The organism is Amycolatopsis acididurans (genome assembly GCF_012328925.1).
GTDB classification, from domain to species: Bacteria; Actinomycetota; Actinomycetes; order Mycobacteriales; family Pseudonocardiaceae; genus Amycolatopsis_E; species Amycolatopsis_E acididurans.
This window is the reverse complement of the sequence record NZ_JAAXLS010000004.1, coordinates 20,998-39,718: the sequence shown is the minus strand read 5'-3', so window position 1 is coordinate 39,718 and position 18,721 is coordinate 20,998. Positions and strand designations below refer to the sequence as shown.

Below are 18,721 nucleotides of genomic sequence, written 5' to 3'. Positions count from 1 at the left end.
CCACCTTCAGTTCACGAAACGGGGATCGGAGATCGCGCCACTGGACACGAGCATCACGTAGAGGTCGGTCAGCACGAGGGTGCCCAGCGTGATCCACGCGAGCAGCATGTGCCGGTTGTTGAGCTTGGTGACCTGTGTCCACATCCAGTACCGGGCCGGATGCCGCGAGAAGTGCTTGAGCCGTCCCCCGGTGATGTGCCGGCACGAATGGCAGGACAGCGTGTACGCCCACAGCAGCACGACGTTGGCGACCAGGATGATGTTGCCGACCCCGAAGCCGAAGCCGCCGGTCTTCCCGTGGAAGGCGATGATCGCGTCGTAGGTGTTGACCAGCGACACCACCATCGCGACGTAGAAGAAGTACCGGTGCACGTTCTGGATGATCAACGGCAACCGCGTCTCGCCGGTGTACTTGCCGTGCGGCTCCGCGACGGCGCACGCGGGCGGTGAGAACCAGACCGACCGGTAGTAGGCCTTGCGGTAGTAGTAGCAGGTCAGCCGGAAGCCCAGCAGGAACGGCAGCACCAGGACGCCCAGCGGCAGCCAGGACGGCAGATCGCCGAACCAGTGGCCGAAGTGACTCGAGCCGGGCACGCACGAGGTCGAGACGCACGGCGAGTAGAACGGCGTCAGGTAGTGGTATTCGGGGACGTAGTACGCGGTGCGCACGAACGCGCGGATCGTGGCGTAGATGACGAAGGTCGCCAGTCCGAGCGTGGTGACCAGCGGCGGCAGCCACCAGCGGTCCGTGCGGAGCGTGCGTTCGGCGATCCGGGCCCGCTTCGGGGCCCGGACGCCCTCAGCCGAAGCGGTCACCGCTGATCACGGTGGTAGCCGCCGACACCCTCGTCATCGGCCCCTTGCCAGAGCGAGGGGTCGTACGGAGCGTCGGGAATCTTCACGACCTGGGCCGGGTCGACGGCCTTCGGCTGCGCCGGGATCGGCGAGTCGAGGTCGCCCGCGTCGATGTCGAGCCGGTCCACGTCGTTGGCCAGTCGTCGTACCGCCGCCGCGTCGCCGTACCGCGAGCGCAGCGCGCCTACGCACTGTCGCAGCTGCCCGATCGTGCGGCGGAGCTCCGAGAGTTCGGTGGTGGACATCGTTGGTACCTCCGAGTCAGTTCGGCGGCTGGGCCGTCGCTAGCGACTCTGCCGCTCTGTGTGCAATGTGACAAGTAGCACACACCAGGTTGTTAGCGTGATCGGAGTCACCTTGAACGATCATCTTGATCGATTTTGTTTCCAGGCCGAGAACGCTTACTGTGGGCACTGTCACGAGCCGAGCGACGTCAACGCCGCCGTCCGCCGGACCACCACTCTCCGTGATCTGAGGCGGTACCCGTGCAGCAGACCCCCGTCCACCCCGTCGTCGAGGAAGTCACGCGGCGTGTCACCGCGCGCAGCGCCGCAGCCCGCTCGGCCTACCTCGGGCGCATGGCCTCCGCGCGCGCGACCGGGCCCACCCGCGCCGGCCTCGGCTGCAGCAACCTGGCGCACGGTTTCGCCGCGTGCGGCGGCAGCGACAAGCTCGCCGTTCGCGGGCTGCGCAAGCCCGGGATCGCGATCGTCTCCGCCTACAACGATCTGCTCTCGGCGCACCAGCCCATGGACGAGTACCCGTCGTGGATCAAGGAGGCGGCCCGGTCCGCGGGCGGTGTCGCGCAGTTCGCCGGTGGCGTGCCCGCGATGTGCGACGGGATCACCCAGGGCCGTCCCGGCATGGAGTTGTCGCTGTTCAGCCGTGAGGTGATCGCGATGGCGACCGGGATCGCGCTGTCCCACGAGATGTTCGATGGCGCTCTGCTGCTCGGCGTGTGCGACAAGATCGTGCCCGGGCTGCTGGCGGGGGCGCTCGCGTTCGGGCACCTGCCCGCGATCCTGGTGCCGGCGGGGCCGATGGCCTCCGGACTGCCCAACAAGGAGAAGGCCCGGGTCCGGCAGCTGTTCGCCGAGGGCCGCGCGACGCGTGAGGATCTGCTCGAAGCCGAGTCGGCGTCGTACCACTCGGCGGGCACCTGCACGTTCTACGGCACGGCCAACTCCAACCAGCTCGTGGTCGAGGTGATGGGCCTGCATCTGCCCGGCGCGACGTTCGTGCATCCCGGCACGCCGCTGCGGCGCGCGCTCACCGAGCAGGCTGCCCGGCGCATCGTCGAGCTGACCCGCGACTACACGCCGCTGGCCGAGGTGGTCAGCGAGAAGTCGGTCGTCAACGGGGTGATCGCGCTGCTCGCGACCGGCGGATCGACCAACCACACGATGCACCTGGTGTCGATCGCCGCGGCCGCCGGGATAGAGCTGACCTGGGACGATTTCGCGGAGCTGTCGTCGGTCGTGCCGCTGCTGGCGAACGTGTACCCCAATGGCAGCGCCGACATCAACCACTTCCACGCCGCGGGTGGGGTGCAGTTCTTGATCGGCACGCTGCTCGACGCGGGGCTGCTGCACGAGGACGTGCGGACGGTCGCCGGGGACGGGCTGTCGCGGTACCGGCAGGAGCCGGTGCTGACCGAATCCGGGCTGGTGTGGCGTGATGTGCCGACGCAGAGCCTGGACCTGGATGTGCTGCGGCCGGTGTCGGATCCATTCGCCGCCGACGGCGGGCTACGGATGCTCAGCGGCAACCTCGGGCGCTCGGTGATCAAGGTGTCGGCGGTGGCGCCCGGGCACCGGATCGTCCGGGCGCCCGCGCGGGTCTTCACGACACAGCAGGAGTTTTCCGACGCCTTCCGGGCCGGCGAGCTGAATCGCGATGTCGTCGTGGTGCTGCGCGGCCAGGGGCCGCGGGCCAACGGGATGCCCGAGCTGCACGGGCTGACGCCGGCGCTCGGGGTGCTGATGGACCGCGGGTACCAGGTCGCGCTGGTCACCGACGGGCGGATGTCGGGGGCCTCGGGCAAGATCCCGGCGGCCATCCAGCTCACGCCCGAGGCCGCGGCGGGCGGGCCACTCGCGCGCATCGAGGACGGCGACCTGGTGGAGCTGGATGCCGTCGAGGGACGGCTGGAGGTACTCGTGGACGAGGCCGAGCTGGCCGCCCGCCCGGTGCGGGACAGCGCGCCCGACGAGGCCTCCTGGACGGGCACCGGCCGGGAGCTGTTCGCCGCCCTGCGTCGTGCCGTCGGGCCCGCCGATCAGGGCGCAAGCGTTTTCGGGCCGCTGACGGCGGCACATTTCGGTGCCCCGGCACGGGTTTGAGGAGGAACTTCGTGAGTGAGCTGTTGGACGTGTCGCCGGTGATGCCGGTCGTCGTCGTGGACGACGTGGCGGACGCGGTGCCGGTCGCGCGGGCGTTGCTGGCCGGCGGTATCCGGGTGATCGAGCTGACGCTGCGTACGCCGGCCGCACTGGCCGCGATCGAGAAGGTGGCGTCGGAGGTGCCGGAAATCGTGGTCGGCGCGGGCACCGTGACGAGCCCCGCGCAGGCTCGGCAGGCCGTGGACGTCGGCGCGCGGTTCCTGGTGACGCCCGGGTGCACCGACCGGCTCCTTGAGGCGGTGTCGGGCACCGGCCTGCCGTTCCTGCCCGGCGCGGCCACCGTTTCGGAGGCGATGCGGCTGGCCGAGCACGGGGTGCGGGAGATGAAGTTCTTCCCGGCCGAGCCCAGCGGCGGCGCGGCCTACCTCAAGGCGATCGCGGGTCCGTTGCCGCAGCTGCGGTTCTGCCCCACCGGCGGCATCACCGTCGAATCGGCGCCGCGGTACCTCGCACTGTCCACTGTGGGCTGTGTCGGCGGGACCTGGCTGACCCCGAAGGACCTGGTGGCCGCCAAGGACTTCGAGCGGATCACCGTGCTGGCCAAGGAGGCGGCCGAGCTGGGCTGAGCGTCAGCCGCGGATCGACGGGTTGCCGTTGTCGCACAACAGCAGCCCGCCGGTTCGCGATGCCTCGACCGCGGCGGCGAGCCGCAGGGCCAGCGTGGTTTTGAGCTTGGCGGCTGTGGTCTCGAGGTGGAACAGTCCGGCCGAAATGATCTCGGGATCGGTGAGGTCGAGCGCGGCGACCTCGGCGGCGGTGATGAATCCGCCGTCGAAGATGAAAGCCAGTCCTTCCGGCATGTGCCCGTCGTCGGGTACGTGATCGATCACCAGCGGCCGCCCGACCGCACGGTCGAACCCGAGTTCCTCGCGGACCTCGCGCCGGGCGGCGGCCCAGGGCGCCTCCCCCGCGTCGACGGCTCCGCCCGGGATTTCCCAGTGGCTCTTGTACGACGGCTCCACGAGCAGCACCCGGTCGTCGCTGTCGCGGAACAGCACACCCGCCGACATGCGTTTGCGGTCGAGCGAGCGGACGTACTCGTCGAACGGCAGCAGGTCCATCCGGCGAGGCTACCGAGGCCCGCTGCCGTGACACAGGGAGCGCAGTACCCTTTCGGCGAAACCACCCTTGAGGGAGACCGCCGTGGGATGGGACTGGTTCACCGATCCTGACTACTGGGCCTCCAGGCTCGCGTTTCAGCGCATGCTCGCCGCGATCTACGTCATCGCGTTTCTCGTCGCGGCCAACCAGTTCCGCGCGCTGATCGGGGCGCGGGGTCTGCTGCCGGTGCCCGCCTTCGTGCGGCGCGTGCCGTTCCGGAAGGCACCGAGCCTTTTCCAGTTGTATTACTCGGATCGTTTCTTCGCGGTGGTCGCGTGGGCCGGGGTGGTGGTGTCGGCGACGCTGGTGTTGGGGCTGTTCGACTCCGCGCCGGTGTGGGCATCGATGATCGCGTGGGCCGTGCCGTGGGTGCTGTATCAGTCGATCGTCAACGTCGGGCAGATCTGGTACTCGTTCGGCTGGGAATCGCTGTTGCTGGAGAGCGGGTTCCTCGCGATCTTCCTCGGCCCGGCCGATATGGCGCCGCCCGTGCCGATTCTGTGGCTGCTGTTGTGGCTGTTGTTCCGGGTCGAGTTCGGCGCCGGAATGATCAAGATGCGCGGCGACTCGTGCTGGCGCGATCTGACGTGCTTGTACTACCACCACGAGACGCAGCCCATGCCGGGGCCGTTGAGCTGGCATTTCCACCATCTGCCGAAGCCGCTGCACAAGATCGAGGTGCTGGCCAGTCACGGCACGCAGCTGGTCGTGCCGTTCGCGTTGTTCGCGCCGCAGCCCGCCGCGAGTGTGGCCGCGTTGATCATGATCGTCACGCAGGGCTGGCTCGTGCTCAGCGGTAACTTCTCGTGGCTCAACTTCTTGACCATCGCTGTCGCAGTGTCTGCTTTGGACAATTGGGGGCTGCCGTTTTCCCCTGCGCCGCTTGTGGAACCGCCGTCGTGGTATGTCGTGATCGTGCTGGTGGTGACGGCGGGCCTGCTCGTGCTGAGCTACCGGCCGGCGTGGAACTTGGTGTCCCGGCGGCAGATCATGAATTACAGCTTCGACCGGCTGCATTTGGTGAACACCTACGGCGCGTTCGGGGGGATCACCAAGGTCCGGCACGAGGTGGTCATCGAAGCGACGGACGAGCCGGAGCTCACGCCCGACACGGTGTGGCACGAATACGAGTTCAAGGGCAAACCCGGTGATCCGCGGCGGCGTCCCCGGCAGTGGGCGCCGTATCATTTGAGGCTGGACTGGCTGATGTGGTTCGCGGCGTTGTCGTCCAGCTACAGCGAATCGTGGTTGCAGCCTCTCGCAGAGAAGCTGCTCGCGGCCGACCGCGCGACGCTGAAACTCCTCCGGCACGACCCTTTCCACGGCAAGCCGCCGACTTTCCTGCGGGCGCGGTTGTACCGGTACCGCTTCACCACGCCCGAGGAACGACGCGAAACCGGGGAGTGGTGGGTTCGCGAGCCGCTCGCGCCCGCGCTGCGCACCGGCCGTCTCGGCCCGGACGGCGCCGCTATCGCCGTCGAATAGCCCGTCCAGGCTCAAGCGCATCCAGTCGTGTTGGCACGCCAGGCCCGGACAGCGCCTCCGCGAGCGCCCACGAGGCGCGAGCCGTGGGCGGTTGCTCCGGAGACGGAGGCAGAACGCCAGCGGCGCACGGCACCTTCCGGAAACTGACCCACAGCACCAGCCCTGCGCGACACCTCCGGAGACGGACCCACGGCACCAGCCCTGCGCGGCCCCTCCCGAACCCGTCGACACCACGCCGGCGGCAAACAGCATTGCCGGAGAAGGAGGCGGAGCGGCAGCCGTCGGTGCAGCCGACACTTCCGGAAGTGCCTGCTACACCCGCGGAGCACGCCGTGACGCTCGCCGGCTTCGTTGGCGCGCGCGAACACGGAGTGAGGTTGAACAGCGGCGATACCGGTCGCGCGGTCTGCGCGCTCGCGAGATTGGCGAACCGATCGAGTCCGGCCGCTTCTCCCTGTGGCACAACCTTCCCGCCCGCCGAGGTCGCGGAGGCACACCGCGTAGGCGAAAAACGGTCACCCGCGCGAGAAGCTTGTGCTGGTCGTCGCGAGCCGACGATCTCTGCGGCAATCAGTCGGGCAGGGCGTCATCCAGGAGGGTCGACTCGGCGCCGGCTTTCTTCAGCTCGTCGCGGACTACCTCGTAGGCGAGGCCCTGCGGGTAGCCTTTGCGCCCCAACGTCCCCAGCAGGCGGCGGGTGGCCGTCTGCTCGTCGAGGCTCGTCATCGAGCGGAGGCGTTTGCGCACCAAGACACGGGCGCGTTCTTCCTCGGACTCGCGATCGATCTCGCCCGCTGCCTGCGCCGCCACTGCTCCATCGACGCCCTTGCGTTTGAGTTCCGCGACGAGCGCGCTCCTCGCGAGGCCCTGGTGCGTGTGCCGTTCACGCACCCACTGCTCCGCGAACGCGGCGTCATCGATCAGGCCCGACGTGTCGAGCTTGCCGAGCAGCCGTTCACTCAGCTCGTCGTCGAAACCCTTACGCCGCAGCGCTTTCCGGAGCTCGTCCTTGGAGCGCGCCCGCATCGCCAGGAGGTCGAAGCAGGCCTCCTTCGCCTTCTTCCACGCCTCCTCCGGCGACAGCTCCGCCGGATCCACCCGAGCCATACCCCTCCAGACAGTTACCGGCGAACGCGGCGAGACAACTCAAGGAGAGCGCGCCGGTCACGCACCCGACTCGCAGGTCGCCCGCCAAGGGAGCCCCACCCGAGGCTCGAACCGACTCAGAAATCGACCGGTGCGGGAGCGGCGTCCTCCGCGTCCAGCTGCGGTCCGATGCCGAGCTTCTCCTTGATGCGCTTCTCGATCTCGTTGGCGATGTCGGGGTTCTCGCGCAGGAACTTGCGCGCGTTCTCCTTGCCCTGGCCCAGCTGGTCGCCCTCGTAGGTGTACCAGGCACCGGACTTGCGCAGGATGCCCTGGTCCACGCCCATGTCTATGAGCGAGCCCTCACGCGAGACGCCCTGGCCGTAGAGGATGTCGAACTCGGCCTGCTTGAACGGCGGGGCGACCTTGTTCTTCACGACCTTGACGCGGGTGCGGTTACCGACGGCGTCACCGCTGTCCTTGAGCGTCTCGATACGGCGCACGTCGAGCCGGACGGAGGCGTAGAACTTCAGCGCCTTACCACCGGTGGTGGTCTCCGGGGAGCCGAACATGACGCCGACCTTCTCGCGCAGCTGGTTGATGAAGATCGCGGTGGTGCCGGAGTTGGACAGCGCACCGGTGATCTTGCGCAGCGCCTGGCTCATCAGCCGCGCCTGCAGACCCACGTGCGAGTCACCCATCTCGCCCTCGATCTCGGCGCGCGGCACGAGTGCGGCGACCGAGTCGATGACCAGGATGTCGAGCGCGCCGGAGCGGATCAGCATGTCCGCGATCTCCAGCGCCTGCTCACCGGTGTCGGGCTGGGACACCAGCAGCGCGTCGGTGTCGACGCCGAGCGCCTTGGCGTACTCCGGGTCGAGCGCGTGCTCGGCGTCGATGAAGGCCGCGATGCCGCCCGCCTTCTGCGCGTTGGCCACGGCGTGCAGGGCGACCGTGGTCTTACCGGAGGATTCCGGGCCGTAGATCTCCACGACGCGGCCACGCGGCAGGCCACCGATGCCGAGCGCGATGTCCAGCGCGATGGCCCCGGTGGGGATGACCTCGATCGGTGCGCGGCCCTCGTCGCCGAGGCGCATCACCGATCCCTTGCCGTACTGCTTGTCGATCTGCGCCAGCGCGAGCTCGAGCGCCTTGTCCTTGTCGGGTGCTGCTGCGGGCATGACTTCCACCTCGCTGGTCGGAGCCTGTGGGGGCTTGCTTTGACGTGTTTTGAGCTGTTGGGCCCGACACTACGGGCGGGGGCCGACAATTCCAGATCGAGACGGCCAATCTGTGGATCGTTGACCCCGGTGTGGACAACACGATAGCCGAACACGTGTTCGACGCAAGGAGTGACACACCTTGGGTCGCGGATTTTTGCCTTCGGACGCTCAGCGGCGCTCGGCCGGCACGTCGAACGCCTCGCAGACCTCGTGCCAGATCTCCTTCGCCGGGACGCCGGCGGCCAGCGCCTCGTCGACGGTGCGCCCGCCCAGTGAGCTCAGCACGTGATCCTTCGACAGGGTCTCGGCACGCAGCGACCCGAACTCATCGGCCATCAACCTGCGGAAAATGGTGATACGCATCCAGTACAGGTTACTGATCCGGCCACAAGCAGGCGGACCCCCAGCAGTACACGACCGTCGCTACGCGAGGATAGCCGGGACTGTGGCGGGATCGGTAACGAACGGCACAGTACGAGCTACTGTGAAGGCGTGTTCGCGCAGCAGGACGTCCCGGCCTGGGGGTCGACCGCGCTGGCCGTAGCCTCCGTCGCGGTTCTCGTCTCGGCGCTGGTCGTGGCCCTGCGTGCGCTGTGGAACATGCGCAACCGCAAGTGATCACGTGCCGGGCTGCACCGTCTGTTCGAAGTAGTCCGCGAGCTTCGACGCCGTGAGCGGGGCCTGACCGCCACCGGCCTTCTGGTAGATCACGCCGGCGAGCGGCCGGTCGGCGACGGTGAACACCAGCACCGCGGAGGTCTGCCCGGCGGCCGAGGAATAGTTGCCGGTCAGCCCGTTCCCCTTCCACTGCGCCTGCACCTGGTCGCCGCCGACGGAGGCCAGCAGCCGGTCGGTGTAGGCCTTCACGTCGGCCGCCGACGTGCCGTGCACGTAGGTGATCTGCGCTCCGGCCAGCGCGGGGGCGGAGCACGTGGTGAGCACGCCGATGTTCTGTCCCGCCGGTGGTGCGATGTCGCCGCTGCCCGCGCCCGCCGCGCACGTGCCGGTGTCGGCGATCTTTCCGGCGAGCTGGCGCAGGCAGCTGGTGAAGCCCTTGCCGTCGACCTGGCCCGGCTGCTGGCATTGCTGCGCGGTGAAGGTGCTCGCGGACGAACTGGACGGCCAGAGCAGGTAGGTCAGCCCCGCCACGAGCAGCACCACAACGGCCGCGGCGACCCCGATGACCAGCCCTTTCCTGCTCTTCTTCGGCTGCGTCACCGGGAGGCTGGGAAAATTCGAAGGCGCCGGATGCCGGTAGCCGCCGTGGTACGGACCCGGCATGGACGCGACCTGCGGCGGCGGATACGAGGGTGCTCCGGTGGCCGCGACCTGCCCCTCGACGTTCTGGGTGCGCATGCTGATCCCGTCGCCGGTCACGTGGTGGGCGCCGAGCGCGACCGCCGTCTCCGGCTGGTCCAGGCTCGCGGGAACCACGCCGAGCTTCTCCGCGATCATCGACCCGACCAGCGGCAGCCTGCTCGATCCGCCGACGAGGTAGATGCCCGCGAGCCGGTCCGGGCTGAGCCCGGCGGCGGCCACCGTCCTGGACAGCAGCTCGACGCTGCGTAGCATCGCCGGCCGGACCAGCGCTTCGAGCTCCCCCCGCGTGACCAGTACGTCGGTGAACGGCTCCGGCATCGGGACCTCGGTCTGCGGATGCCGCGACAACGCCTCCTTCGCGGCCTTGACGTCTTCCTGCAGCGCGCGGCGGGTACGCCGGTCGGCGGTGGACTCGGGGCGCAGTAACCGTTGCCAGCGCTGCGGATCGCGGTGCGAGACCTCCCGTCCGACGTGCACCATCAGCGCCTGGTCGACGTCGAGCCCGCCCAGGTCCGGCAGGCCGTCCTCGGCGAGCACGGTGAATCCGTTCTGGGTCGCGCCGACGACCGCGACGTCGAAGGTGCCCGCGCCGAGGTCGTAGACGGCGAGTGCCTGGCCGGGAGCGAGTGCGCGCCCGGGGAACGACGCGAAGTGTGCGGCCGCGGCGACCGGTTCGGGAACCAGGTGGATGGTGCCGCGGATCCCGGCGAGACGGGCCGCGGACAGCAGCACGTTGCGGCGCACCGGCCCCCACTGCGCGGGATGGGTCAGCCGGACCTCGTCCGGCGGATCCCCGCCGAGCTGACGGGTGGTCTCGTCGAGCACGCGGCGCAGCACCGCGGCCAGCGCCTCGTTGACCGGCACGATGTCCTGGCCCAGCAGGAGGGTCTGTTCGTCGACGCGGCGCTTCGGGTTCGGTTCGAAGCGGGTCGGGTCGAGGCGGGCGCGGCGTTCGGCATCGCGGCCGACCATCAGGGTGCCGTCCTCGCTCGCGAAGACCGCCGAGGGCATGGTGGCGGATCCGTCCACCTCCACGACGCGTGGCGGCATGCCGTGTGCGGAGAGCACGGCCACCGTGTTGGACGTCCCGAGATCCACGGACAGGATCCGCACCGGTTCCCCCTTCTAGGTATTTACCCAGGTCGGCACGTGATGCTGCCATGCTCGCGGCCCGGCCGCGTGCCGGACCCGTCAGAAAATTGTCGGTGGGTGGCGTAATGATGGATGGCGTGAGTGACGCGCTCGGCTCGTTCTCCCCCGCGACCAGGGACTGGTTCACGGGGGCCTTCGCCGCGCCCACCGAGGCACAGGCCGGTGCCTGGCAGGCGGCGCAGGCGGGCGAGCACGCGCTGGTGGTCGCGCCCACCGGCTCGGGCAAGACGCTCGCGGCGTTCCTCTGGGCGCTGGACCGGCTCGCGGTCGGACCGCCGCCCGAATCGCAGGCCAGGCGCTGCCGCGTGCTGTACGTCTCCCCGCTCAAGGCGCTGGCGGTGGACGTGCAGAAGAACCTTCGCGCCCCGCTGGCGGGCATCTCGCAGGCGTCCCGCAGGCTCGGCCTTCCCGCGCCGGAGATCACCGTCGGGATGCGCACCGGCGACACCCCGGCTTCGGAGCGGCGCACCTTCAACCGCACCCCGCCCGACATCCTCGTCACCACGCCGGAGTCGCTGTTTCTCATCCTCACGTCCTCGGCGCGGGAATCGTTGCGCGGGGTGGAAACGGTGATCGTCGACGAGGTGCACGCGGTGGCCGGCACCAAACGCGGCGCGCACCTGGCGTTGTCGCTGGAGCGGCTGGACTCGCTGCTGCCGCGGCCGGCGCAGCGGATCGGGCTGTCGGCCACGGTCCGTCCCGTCGACGAGGTCGGCGCATTCCTCGGCGGCGCGCGTCCGGTGCGCGTGGTGCAGCCGAAACCGTTGAAGACCATCGAGGTCCGGGTCGAGGTGCCGGTCGAGGACATGGCGAACCTCGACGGCCCGGCCGCCCCGATGGAGTCCCTTCCTTTGCCCTCCGAGGGCGGGATCGGCACGCAGGAGGAGATCTCGGGCGCGGCGGTGCGGCGGCCGTCGATCTGGCCCGCGGTCGAGGAACGCGTGCTCGACCTCATCCGTCAGCACCGCTCCACCATCGTGTTCGCCAACTCGCGGCGGCTGACCGAGCGGCTCACCGCGCGCCTCAACGAACTGGCCGCCGAGCAGACCGAACTCCAGCCGGATCAGCAGTATCCGGCCGAGGCGATCGGGCAGTCGGGCCTCACCACGGGTGCGGCGCCCACGATCGCGAAGGCGCACCACGGTTCGATGTCGCGCGAGCAGCGCACTCGCGTCGAAGAAGAACTGAAGACCGGGCAACTGCCGTGCGTGGTCGCCACGTCCTCGCTCGAGCTCGGCATCGACATGGGCGCGGTGGACCTTGTGGTGCAGATCGAGGCGCCGCCCACGGTCGCGTCGGGGTTGCAGCGTGTCGGGCGCGCGGGGCACCACGTCGGGGCGGTGTCCACCGGTGTGATGTTCCCGAAGTTCCGGGGCGATCTGGTCTCGTGCGCGGTGGTCTCCGAGCGGATGACCGCGGGCGCCATCGAGGCCGTTCGCTATCCGCGCAATCCGCTCGACGTGCTGGCACAGCACGTGGTCTCGATGGTCGCGCTCGAACCATGGTCGGTCGAGGAACTGGGGGCCACCGTGCGGCGGGCGGCGCCGTTCGCCGCGTTGCCCGACGACGCGCTGCACGCGGTGCTGGACATGCTCGCCGGGCGGTACCCCAGCGAGGAGTTCGGCGAGCTGCGGCCACGCATCACGTGGGACCGGGTCAACGGCGAGCTGCGCGGACGACCGGGATCGCAGCGGCTGGCGGTCACCTCGGGCGGCACGATTCCCGACCGTGGTCTGTTCACCGTGATGACTCCCGGCGACGAGGGCAAATCCGGGTCCAGGGTCGGGGAGCTGGACGAGGAGATGGTGTACGAGTCCCGCGTGGGGGACACCGTGCTGCTCGGTACCTCGTCGTGGCGCATCACCGACATCACGCACGACCGGGTCATCGTCGTGCCGGCACCGGGCGAACCGGCACGTATGCCGTTCTGGAAGGGCGACGCTCCGGGGCGGCCGCTGGAACTGGGCAGGGCATTGGGCGCGTTCGTCCGCGAACTGTCCACATCGGACGCCGACGGTGCGCGGGCACGCGCCGAACGAGCCGGGCTGGACGAGCGGGCGCGGGACAACCTGCTCACCTATCTCGAAGAACAGCGGCAGGCGACCCGGCACATCCCCAACGACCGCACGATCCTGCTCGAACGGTTCCGCGACGAACTCGGTGACTGGCGGATCGTGCTGCACTCGCCGTTCGGCGCTCAGGTCAACGCGCCGTGGGCGCTGGCGATCGCGGCGCGGCTGCGGGAGAACCGCGGGGTCGACGCGCAGGTCATGCACTCCGACGACGGGATCGTGCTCCGCCTGCCGGACGCGCTCGACCTCGACGGCTCCGACGTCACGATCACTCCCGACGACGTGCTGATCGATCCCGAGGAGGTCGAGCAGCTGATCGTCGCGGAAGTGGGCAGTTCGGCGCTGTTCGCCGCCCGGTTCCGCGAATGCGCGGCCAGGTCGTTGCTGTTGCCGCGGCGTGATCCCCGACGGCGTACCCCGCTGTGGCAGCAGCGGCAGCGCGCGTCGCAACTGCTCGCCGTGGCGTCGAAGTACGAACGGTTTCCCGTTGTGCTGGAAGCGATGCGGGAATGCCTGCAGGACGTCTACGACGTGGGCGGCCTGCGTGAGCTGATGACCGACGTGCGTGCGCGCCGGGTGCGGGTGGTCGATGTCGAGACCCCGTCGGCGTCACCGTTCGCGCGCAGTCTGATGTTCGGCTACGTCGGGATGTTCCTGTACGAGACGGACGCGCCGCTGGCCGAACGGCGTGCCGCGGCGCTGTCGCTGGACTCGGCGCTGCTCGCGGAACTCCTTGGCACGGAAGCGATCCGTGAACTGCTCGATCCCGAGGTCGTCGCGGAGGTCGAGCGTTCACTGCAACGGCTGGAGCCGGATCGGCAGGCCAGGAACGCCGAGGACGCGGCGGACCTGTTGCGGTTCCTCGGTGACCTGTCCGATGAGGAGGCGGCGGCGCGGGGTGTCGAGCCGGAGTGGCTGGACGATCTGGCCGGGCAACGCCGTGTGATCAAGGTGCGGATCGCGGGCGAGGAACGCAATCTCGCGATCGAGGACGCGGGGCGTGTCCGGGACGCGCTCGGGGTGGCGCTGCCGATCGGAATCCCGGAGGCGTTCACCGAACCCGTCGACGATCCACTCGGCGATCTGCTCGCTCGCTATGCGCGAACACACGGTCCTTTCCCGGCGCGGCAGGTCGCGGAGCGCTTCGGACTCGGTTCGGCGGTGGTGTCCGGGGTGCTGGACCGGCTCACCGCGCAAGGGCGGCTCGTTCGCGGCGAGCTGAGCCCGGTGGGGCATCCCGATTCGCACGGCGCCGGCGTGGAGTACTGCGACGCCGCGGTGCTGCGACGTCTGCGGCGTGCTTCGCTGGCGCGGCTCCGGGCCGAGGTGGAACCGGTCGAACCGGCAGCGCTCGGACGGTTTTTGCCGTCCTGGCACGGCATCGGGGCCAGGATGCGGGCGGCGCCGACGGCGGACGACGTGTTGTCCGTGATCGAGCAACTGGCCGGGGCGCCGCTTCCGGCGAGCGCGGTCGAGTCGCTGATCCTGCCGAGCCGGTTGCCCGGCTACTACCCGGCTTTGCTGGACGAGCTGACCACAGCGGGCGAGGTCACATGGGCCGGCTGCGGTTCGCTCGCGGGCGGGGACGGCTGGCTCGCGCTGGCCCCGGCCGACGTGGCGGACCTGCTGCTACCCGAAGTCGAGGAAAACGCACCCGGCAGCCCGCTCCACAACGCGATCGTGTCCACTTTGGAGGGTGGCGCGCTGTTCTTCCGGCAGCTCGTCGATCGCGCCTCCGTGCTGGTGGACACCCCGCCGAACGATGCCGACGTGGTCACGGCGCTGTGGGACCTCGTGTGGGCGGGGCAGGTCACCGGCGACACGCTGGGTCCGTTGCGTGCGCTGGTCTCCGGCCGGGGTGCGGCGCACAAGCCCCGGCGGTCCACGCCCCGCGGACGGTATGCGCGCATGCGGGCGGCCCGGCCGGCGATGCCCTCGCGCACCGGCCCGCCGACGGTGGCAGGCAGGTGGGCGCTCACGCCACCACGCGAGCACGACCCGACCCGCCGCACGTACGCGCGCACCGAGGCGTTCCTCGAACGGCACGGCGTGCTGACCAGAGGTGCGCTGGAGACCGAGCGCGTCACGGGCGGGTTCTCCGGGATCTACAAGGTCCTGCGCGGGATGGAAGATTCGGGGCAGGTCATCCGCGGATATGTCATCGAGGGCTTGGGGGCGGCTCAGTTCGCGGCCAGGGGTGCCGTCGACCGGCTGCGCGCGCTGTCCGACTCGTCCGGTGCGCGGCGCACGGCCGAGTCGATCGTGCTGGCGGCCACCGATCCCGCCCAGCCGTATGGTGCGGCGCTGGCCTGGCCCCCGCCGGTCGGTGAGACCAAGCACCGTCCGGCGCGTAAGGCGGGTGCGCTGGTCGTGCTCGTGGACGGGGTGCCCGCGTTGTACGTCGAGCGCGGCGGGCGTTCGCTGCTGTCGTTCACCGAGACCGAGGACGCCCTGAAGTCGGCGGCGCATGCGCTGTCGCGGGCGGTGCGGGAGGGCTGGCTGGGCCAGCTGGCGGTGCAGCGTGCGGACGGCGAACACGCGTTGACGTCCGCGCTGGCGGAGGTGCTGCGCGAGGCGGGCTTCCGGGCCACTCCGAAGGGATTGCGACTGCGCGCCTGAGCGCCGCTTAGAATGCCGCGCGGCAGAGGAGGACGTGCGACCAATGGCGATTCGGGAACTGCGGTACTTCGGGGATCCGGTGCTCAAGACCGCGTGCGAGCCGGTGACGACCTTCGACAAGGCGGTCGAGCAGCTGGTGACGGACCTGCTCGACTCGGTGAAGCTCCCCGGGCGCGCGGGCCTGGCCGCGCCACAGATCGGGGTCGGGCTGCGGGTGTTCAGCTACAACGTCGATGGACTCACCGGCTACGTGATCAACCCCGAGATCGCGGAACTCTCCGAGGAGACGCACGCGATCAGCGAGGGCTGCCTGTCGGTCCCCGAGCTGCGATTCGACGTCGTGCGGGCCAAGCGCGCGGTGGTGCGGGGCGTGGACCTGAAGAACGAGCCAATTCATGTGGAGGGCATTGACGTGCTGGCGCAGTGCCTCCAGCACGAGACGGACCACCTCGACGGGATCCTCTACCTCGACCGCCTGGGCAAGGACACCAAACGCGAGGCATTGCGGCAGGCGCGGCACAAGGACTGGTTCTGGCGCCGCTGACCGGCCGAGGGCCGATCGCCGTGCCGGGATCACAACGACGGCAGCGGGACCCACGGCCCCGCAGGAGAACTGACTGCAGTGGCGAACGTGACGGACGTTGCGGGGTGGCGCTCCGGTCGGCGCGGTGAGACGCCGACCGGGACGACAGAGCCGCGCATGCCAAGGCAATGTCACCGGGCGAACGCGGGGAACCGAAGCCGCCGACCTCCCTCGATGCGCCAGGCCTCCGGACGGCTATGGGCCAGAGATGATCAGCGCACCCCCAGTTCGCGTGGTGTGAGGACGGGCGGGATCGTGATTCGGAGCAGGCCTTCTTCCTCTGGAGCGTCCGCGGCCAGGCCGGCCCGTAGTGCCGTGCGGTACGTCGCGTCGCGGCCAGGGAGGGTGACGGCCATCAGCTTGCGGTGCCCGCGCATCGCGGCGATGGCGGCCAGGCGGGCCAGCAGCGCGGTGCCGATCCCCTTGCGCTGCCACGCGTCCTCGACCAGTAGCGAGATTTCGGCGATTCCCCGGCCACCCGATGCCGGCCGCCCGCTGCTCGACACCAACTGCCCGACGGCGATCACCTCGCGTCCGCACACGGCGAGCAGGCTTTCCCCGCGCGGCGGCATCAGCAACCGGTGCAGCCAGCGGCGCGGCATCGTGCTCATCCCCATCTGATACCGCTGGAAAAGCGTGCCCTTGGAACAACGGTCATGCAGCGCCGACACGGCGTCGGCGTCACCGGGCTGTCCCAGCCGCAGCACGATCGCGGCGCCATCGGACGAAGTCGCCACCACCGGCCCGGCGACGTTCACCCGCACGCTGTCCAGCAGGCCGAGCAAGGCCTCGGCGCGCGCCAGTTCCAGCTGCACGAACGGCGCCCAGCGACGCCGCGCCACCAGCGCGGTTCCGGCATCCACCGCGAATGCCGCACGGTGGCCGCCTTCGGTGCGGGCGACGTTCGCCTCCGCGAGCGGGACCACGGTCACCAAGTCGGCCGCGAGCACGTCACGCAGCACGTCCGCGCAGCGGGACGGGTCGTCGATCGCGCGGCGTGCCGAGGCCAGGTTCGCGGCGGAGGCGTCCACCAGCTCTCGAATGTCCGCGTCGGCGACGGCGGAACACTCGCAGCCCTCCTCCTCGATGGCTTTGATCAACTGTGGTTTGGTGAGCCCGGACGCCGGCCGGATCACCACTTCGTCGAGCACGCCACCCGGCACCGGCAACACGGCCAGGCCGAGGATGTTGCACTCCAGGTCGGCCATCCGGATCGCGATACGGGCGAGCATGCCGGGCCGGTCGTCCATGCGGATCCGCAGCCGCCACGTCGCCGAGGTGGCCTCCTCGTCGGCGGCCAGCGGCCAGCTGTCCGGCATCTCCACAGTCTGACTTCTCGGGGCGCGACCAATTTCCATTCAATAACGATCGCCGCTCGTTGTTGCCGACCGAGGACGCGAGTGTTTCGCCTATGTCAGGGCCTCACGCGCACTCGCAACGCGGCCGAAACAACCCCGCTCAAACGCTGTCGACCTGCGAAAACTCGTTCCCTTCCTGATCCGCCGGATCACCCGACCGGGCGTTCACGATCGGGCGGAGACGGTTCGGGTGGCGCTTGGGCTCGGCGGTCCGCAAGAACTCCAGCCATGGGCCGCGCCCGTCCGGCGCCCGCAACCCGACGATCACACCCGGCTTCTCCGAGCCGACCGGCCAGCCCGTGAGCTCCGACCAGAACCGAGCCTGCGCGGCCGGGTCCAGCGAATCCACGACAACCGCCGCGAGCGATTCCGTCGTCGTGTAGCCGCGGCGTGGCTCCAGCCCACAGAACTCGTTGCCCGCCGGGTCGGCCAGCACCACCCACGGCACGTCACCCTGGCCGATGTCGCATGGCGAGGCACCCAGCGCGAGGGCGCGCTCGACTTTCGCGCGCTGCTCCTCGGGCGAGTAGCTGGCGAGGTCCGGGTGCAGCCGGTTCTTGCGCGTCTTCGGCCCGGACGCAGGCACGAAGACGAGGCGGCCTTCCGGGCCACGCACCGTCGTGTCCGTCATCTCCCAGCCGAGCAACGCTGCCCAGAACGCGGCCAGCTTCGCGGGTTCGGGGGCTTCGACCGTCAGACCGAGGAACACGGCGCAACACTATTCGCGACGGGACGCTCGGTGCGCCTGAATGGCTAAGTTGTTCGTATGGCGATCATCCACCAGGCGAGCATCACCCCGACCAAGGCAGAGCTCGTCGCGGCGTGGCTCCCGGACCAGCCCTGGTACGACGGGCCGGCGGCGGAACCACGGCCGGTCGGCGCCTACCGCTTCGACGACCCCGCGGGCGAGGTCGGCATCGAGGCGCACCTGTTCGAGGTCGGCGACCGCCAGGTGCACGTTCCGCTGACCTACCGCGCCGCTGCCCTGGAGGGCGCCCAGGACGCGCTGGTCGGCACGATGGAGCACTCCGTGCTCGGCACACGGTGGGTCTACGACGGGCCGGCGGACCCCGTGTTCCGCGCCGAACTGACCCGCGTGATCCTCGAAGCGGGCACGCAGGTCGAGATGTTCGTGCAGACTCCCGACGGTCCCGTGCGCCGCGAGCCGAACATGACTGTGCGCGGCAGCGGCACGGCCGGCACCCCGGACCCGGCTGCCGGACCCGTCGTCGTCCGCTACCCGGGCCGCACCCCGGATCTGCCGTCGCGGCTGACACTCACCGGAACCTGGGAAGGTCAGGACGAACCCGTCGTGCTGGCCTACCTCCCGGAGGCAGCCGGCTGAGCGATTCGGCATCGCTGCCCCACACACAGATCGAGACCCTCGTACAGACCACCGACGATCCCGCGAGCGGCGAGCCGAACATGGCTGTGCGCGGCAGCGGCACGGCCGGCACCCCGGCCC

At 70.0% G+C, this 18,721-nt stretch carries 16 protein-coding genes; 7 read left to right on the top strand and 9 right to left on the bottom strand.

What is annotated here, in order from left to right:
- Positions 1 to 6: 6 nt before the first annotated feature.
- Both sdhC and HFP15_RS08545 read right to left on the bottom strand, forming a co-directional pair.
- The gene (gene sdhC, locus HFP15_RS08550) at positions 7 to 816 is read right to left on the bottom strand and encodes a succinate dehydrogenase subunit SdhC (RefSeq protein WP_168513348.1); all 810 of its coding nucleotides are present in this window, start codon (positions 814 to 816) and stop codon (positions 7 to 9) included.
- Entirely contained in the window at positions 813 to 1,100 is a 288-nt protein-coding gene (locus tag HFP15_RS08545) for an Rv0250c family protein (RefSeq protein ID WP_168513346.1), read from the bottom strand. The genes sdhC and HFP15_RS08545 overlap by 4 nt, the downstream gene beginning before the upstream one ends.
- Before the next feature lie 240 nt (positions 1,101 to 1,340).
- On the opposite strand from HFP15_RS08545, the gene edd reads away from it, so the two are divergent.
- Positions 1,341 to 3,197 carry a phosphogluconate dehydratase gene (gene edd, locus HFP15_RS08540; protein WP_168513344.1) on the top strand — a complete coding sequence of 619 codons (1,857 nt, stop codon included), beginning with the start codon at positions 1,341 to 1,343 and terminating at the stop codon, positions 3,195 to 3,197.
- A 20-nt stretch (positions 3,198 to 3,217) separates the two neighbouring features.
- Positions 3,218 to 3,823 carry a bifunctional 4-hydroxy-2-oxoglutarate aldolase/2-dehydro-3-deoxy-phosphogluconate aldolase gene (gene eda / locus HFP15_RS08535; protein ID WP_168513940.1) on the top strand — a complete coding sequence of 202 codons (606 nt, stop codon included), beginning with the start codon at positions 3,218 to 3,220 and terminating at the stop codon, positions 3,821 to 3,823.
- Positions 3,824 to 3,826: 3 nt separating this feature from the next.
- Here the strand turns inward: eda and HFP15_RS08530 are convergent, their stop codons facing one another.
- Positions 3,827 to 4,318, bottom strand: coding sequence for an NUDIX domain-containing protein (locus HFP15_RS08530; protein ID WP_168513342.1), 492 nt, complete (start codon positions 4,316 to 4,318; stop codon positions 3,827 to 3,829).
- Between the two features lie 82 nt (positions 4,319 to 4,400).
- On the opposite strand from HFP15_RS08530, the gene HFP15_RS08525 reads away from it, so the two are divergent.
- Positions 4,401 to 5,843, top strand: a complete 1,443-nt coding sequence (locus tag HFP15_RS08525; RefSeq protein WP_168513340.1) for a lipase maturation factor family protein — start codon at positions 4,401 to 4,403, stop codon at positions 5,841 to 5,843.
- 570 nt (positions 5,844 to 6,413) lie between these two features.
- On the opposite strand, the gene HFP15_RS08520 is transcribed toward HFP15_RS08525, so the two are convergent.
- The 3 genes from HFP15_RS08520 to HFP15_RS08510 form a co-directional block, all read right to left on the bottom strand.
- Complete coding sequence (locus HFP15_RS08520; RefSeq protein WP_312871515.1) at positions 6,414 to 6,941, bottom strand: regulatory protein RecX; 528 nt, start codon at positions 6,939 to 6,941, stop codon at positions 6,414 to 6,416.
- A gap of 125 nt (positions 6,942 to 7,066) precedes the next feature.
- The gene (gene recA, locus HFP15_RS08515; protein ID WP_168513336.1) at positions 7,067 to 8,110 is read right to left on the bottom strand and encodes a recombinase RecA; all 1,044 of its coding nucleotides are present in this window, start codon (positions 8,108 to 8,110) and stop codon (positions 7,067 to 7,069) included.
- A 210-nt stretch (positions 8,111 to 8,320) separates the two neighbouring features.
- Positions 8,321 to 8,515: a DUF3046 domain-containing protein gene (locus tag HFP15_RS08510; protein WP_168513334.1), complete on the bottom strand. Its 195-nt coding sequence runs from the start codon at positions 8,513 to 8,515 to the stop codon at positions 8,321 to 8,323.
- A 129-nt stretch (positions 8,516 to 8,644) separates the two neighbouring features.
- Between HFP15_RS08510 and HFP15_RS43435 the strand changes: the two genes are divergently transcribed.
- On the top strand, positions 8,645 to 8,770 hold the full coding sequence (locus HFP15_RS43435; protein WP_281355527.1) for a hypothetical protein: 126 nt from the start codon (positions 8,645 to 8,647) through the stop codon (positions 8,768 to 8,770).
- On the opposite strand, the gene HFP15_RS08505 is transcribed toward HFP15_RS43435, so the two are convergent.
- The gene (locus HFP15_RS08505) at positions 8,771 to 10,585 is read right to left on the bottom strand and encodes an Hsp70 family protein (protein ID WP_168513332.1); all 1,815 of its coding nucleotides are present in this window, start codon (positions 10,583 to 10,585) and stop codon (positions 8,771 to 8,773) included.
- A 104-nt stretch (positions 10,586 to 10,689) separates the two neighbouring features.
- Between HFP15_RS08505 and HFP15_RS08500 the strand changes: the two genes are divergently transcribed.
- Together HFP15_RS08500 and def are read left to right on the top strand one after the other, a co-directional pair.
- Complete coding sequence (locus HFP15_RS08500) at positions 10,690 to 15,315, top strand: ATP-dependent helicase (protein ID WP_210716951.1); 4,626 nt, start codon at positions 10,690 to 10,692, stop codon at positions 15,313 to 15,315.
- A gap of 43 nt (positions 15,316 to 15,358) precedes the next feature.
- The gene (gene def / locus HFP15_RS08495) at positions 15,359 to 15,859 is read left to right on the top strand and encodes a peptide deformylase (RefSeq protein ID WP_168513328.1); all 501 of its coding nucleotides are present in this window, start codon (positions 15,359 to 15,361) and stop codon (positions 15,857 to 15,859) included.
- 251 nt (positions 15,860 to 16,110) lie between these two features.
- Here def and HFP15_RS08490 read toward each other — a convergent pair whose 3' ends face one another.
- Positions 16,111 to 17,217, bottom strand: a complete 1,107-nt coding sequence (locus HFP15_RS08490) for a GNAT family N-acetyltransferase (RefSeq protein WP_246271537.1) — start codon at positions 17,215 to 17,217, stop codon at positions 16,111 to 16,113.
- A gap of 139 nt (positions 17,218 to 17,356) precedes the next feature.
- Positions 17,357 to 17,965: a VOC family protein gene (locus HFP15_RS08485; protein ID WP_312871514.1), complete on the bottom strand. Its 609-nt coding sequence runs from the start codon at positions 17,963 to 17,965 to the stop codon at positions 17,357 to 17,359.
- 57 nt (positions 17,966 to 18,022) lie between these two features.
- Between HFP15_RS08485 and HFP15_RS08480 the strand changes: the two genes are divergently transcribed.
- Complete coding sequence (locus HFP15_RS08480; protein ID WP_168513324.1) at positions 18,023 to 18,601, top strand: CG0192-related protein; 579 nt, start codon at positions 18,023 to 18,025, stop codon at positions 18,599 to 18,601.
- Positions 18,602 to 18,721: the final 120 nt, after the last annotated feature.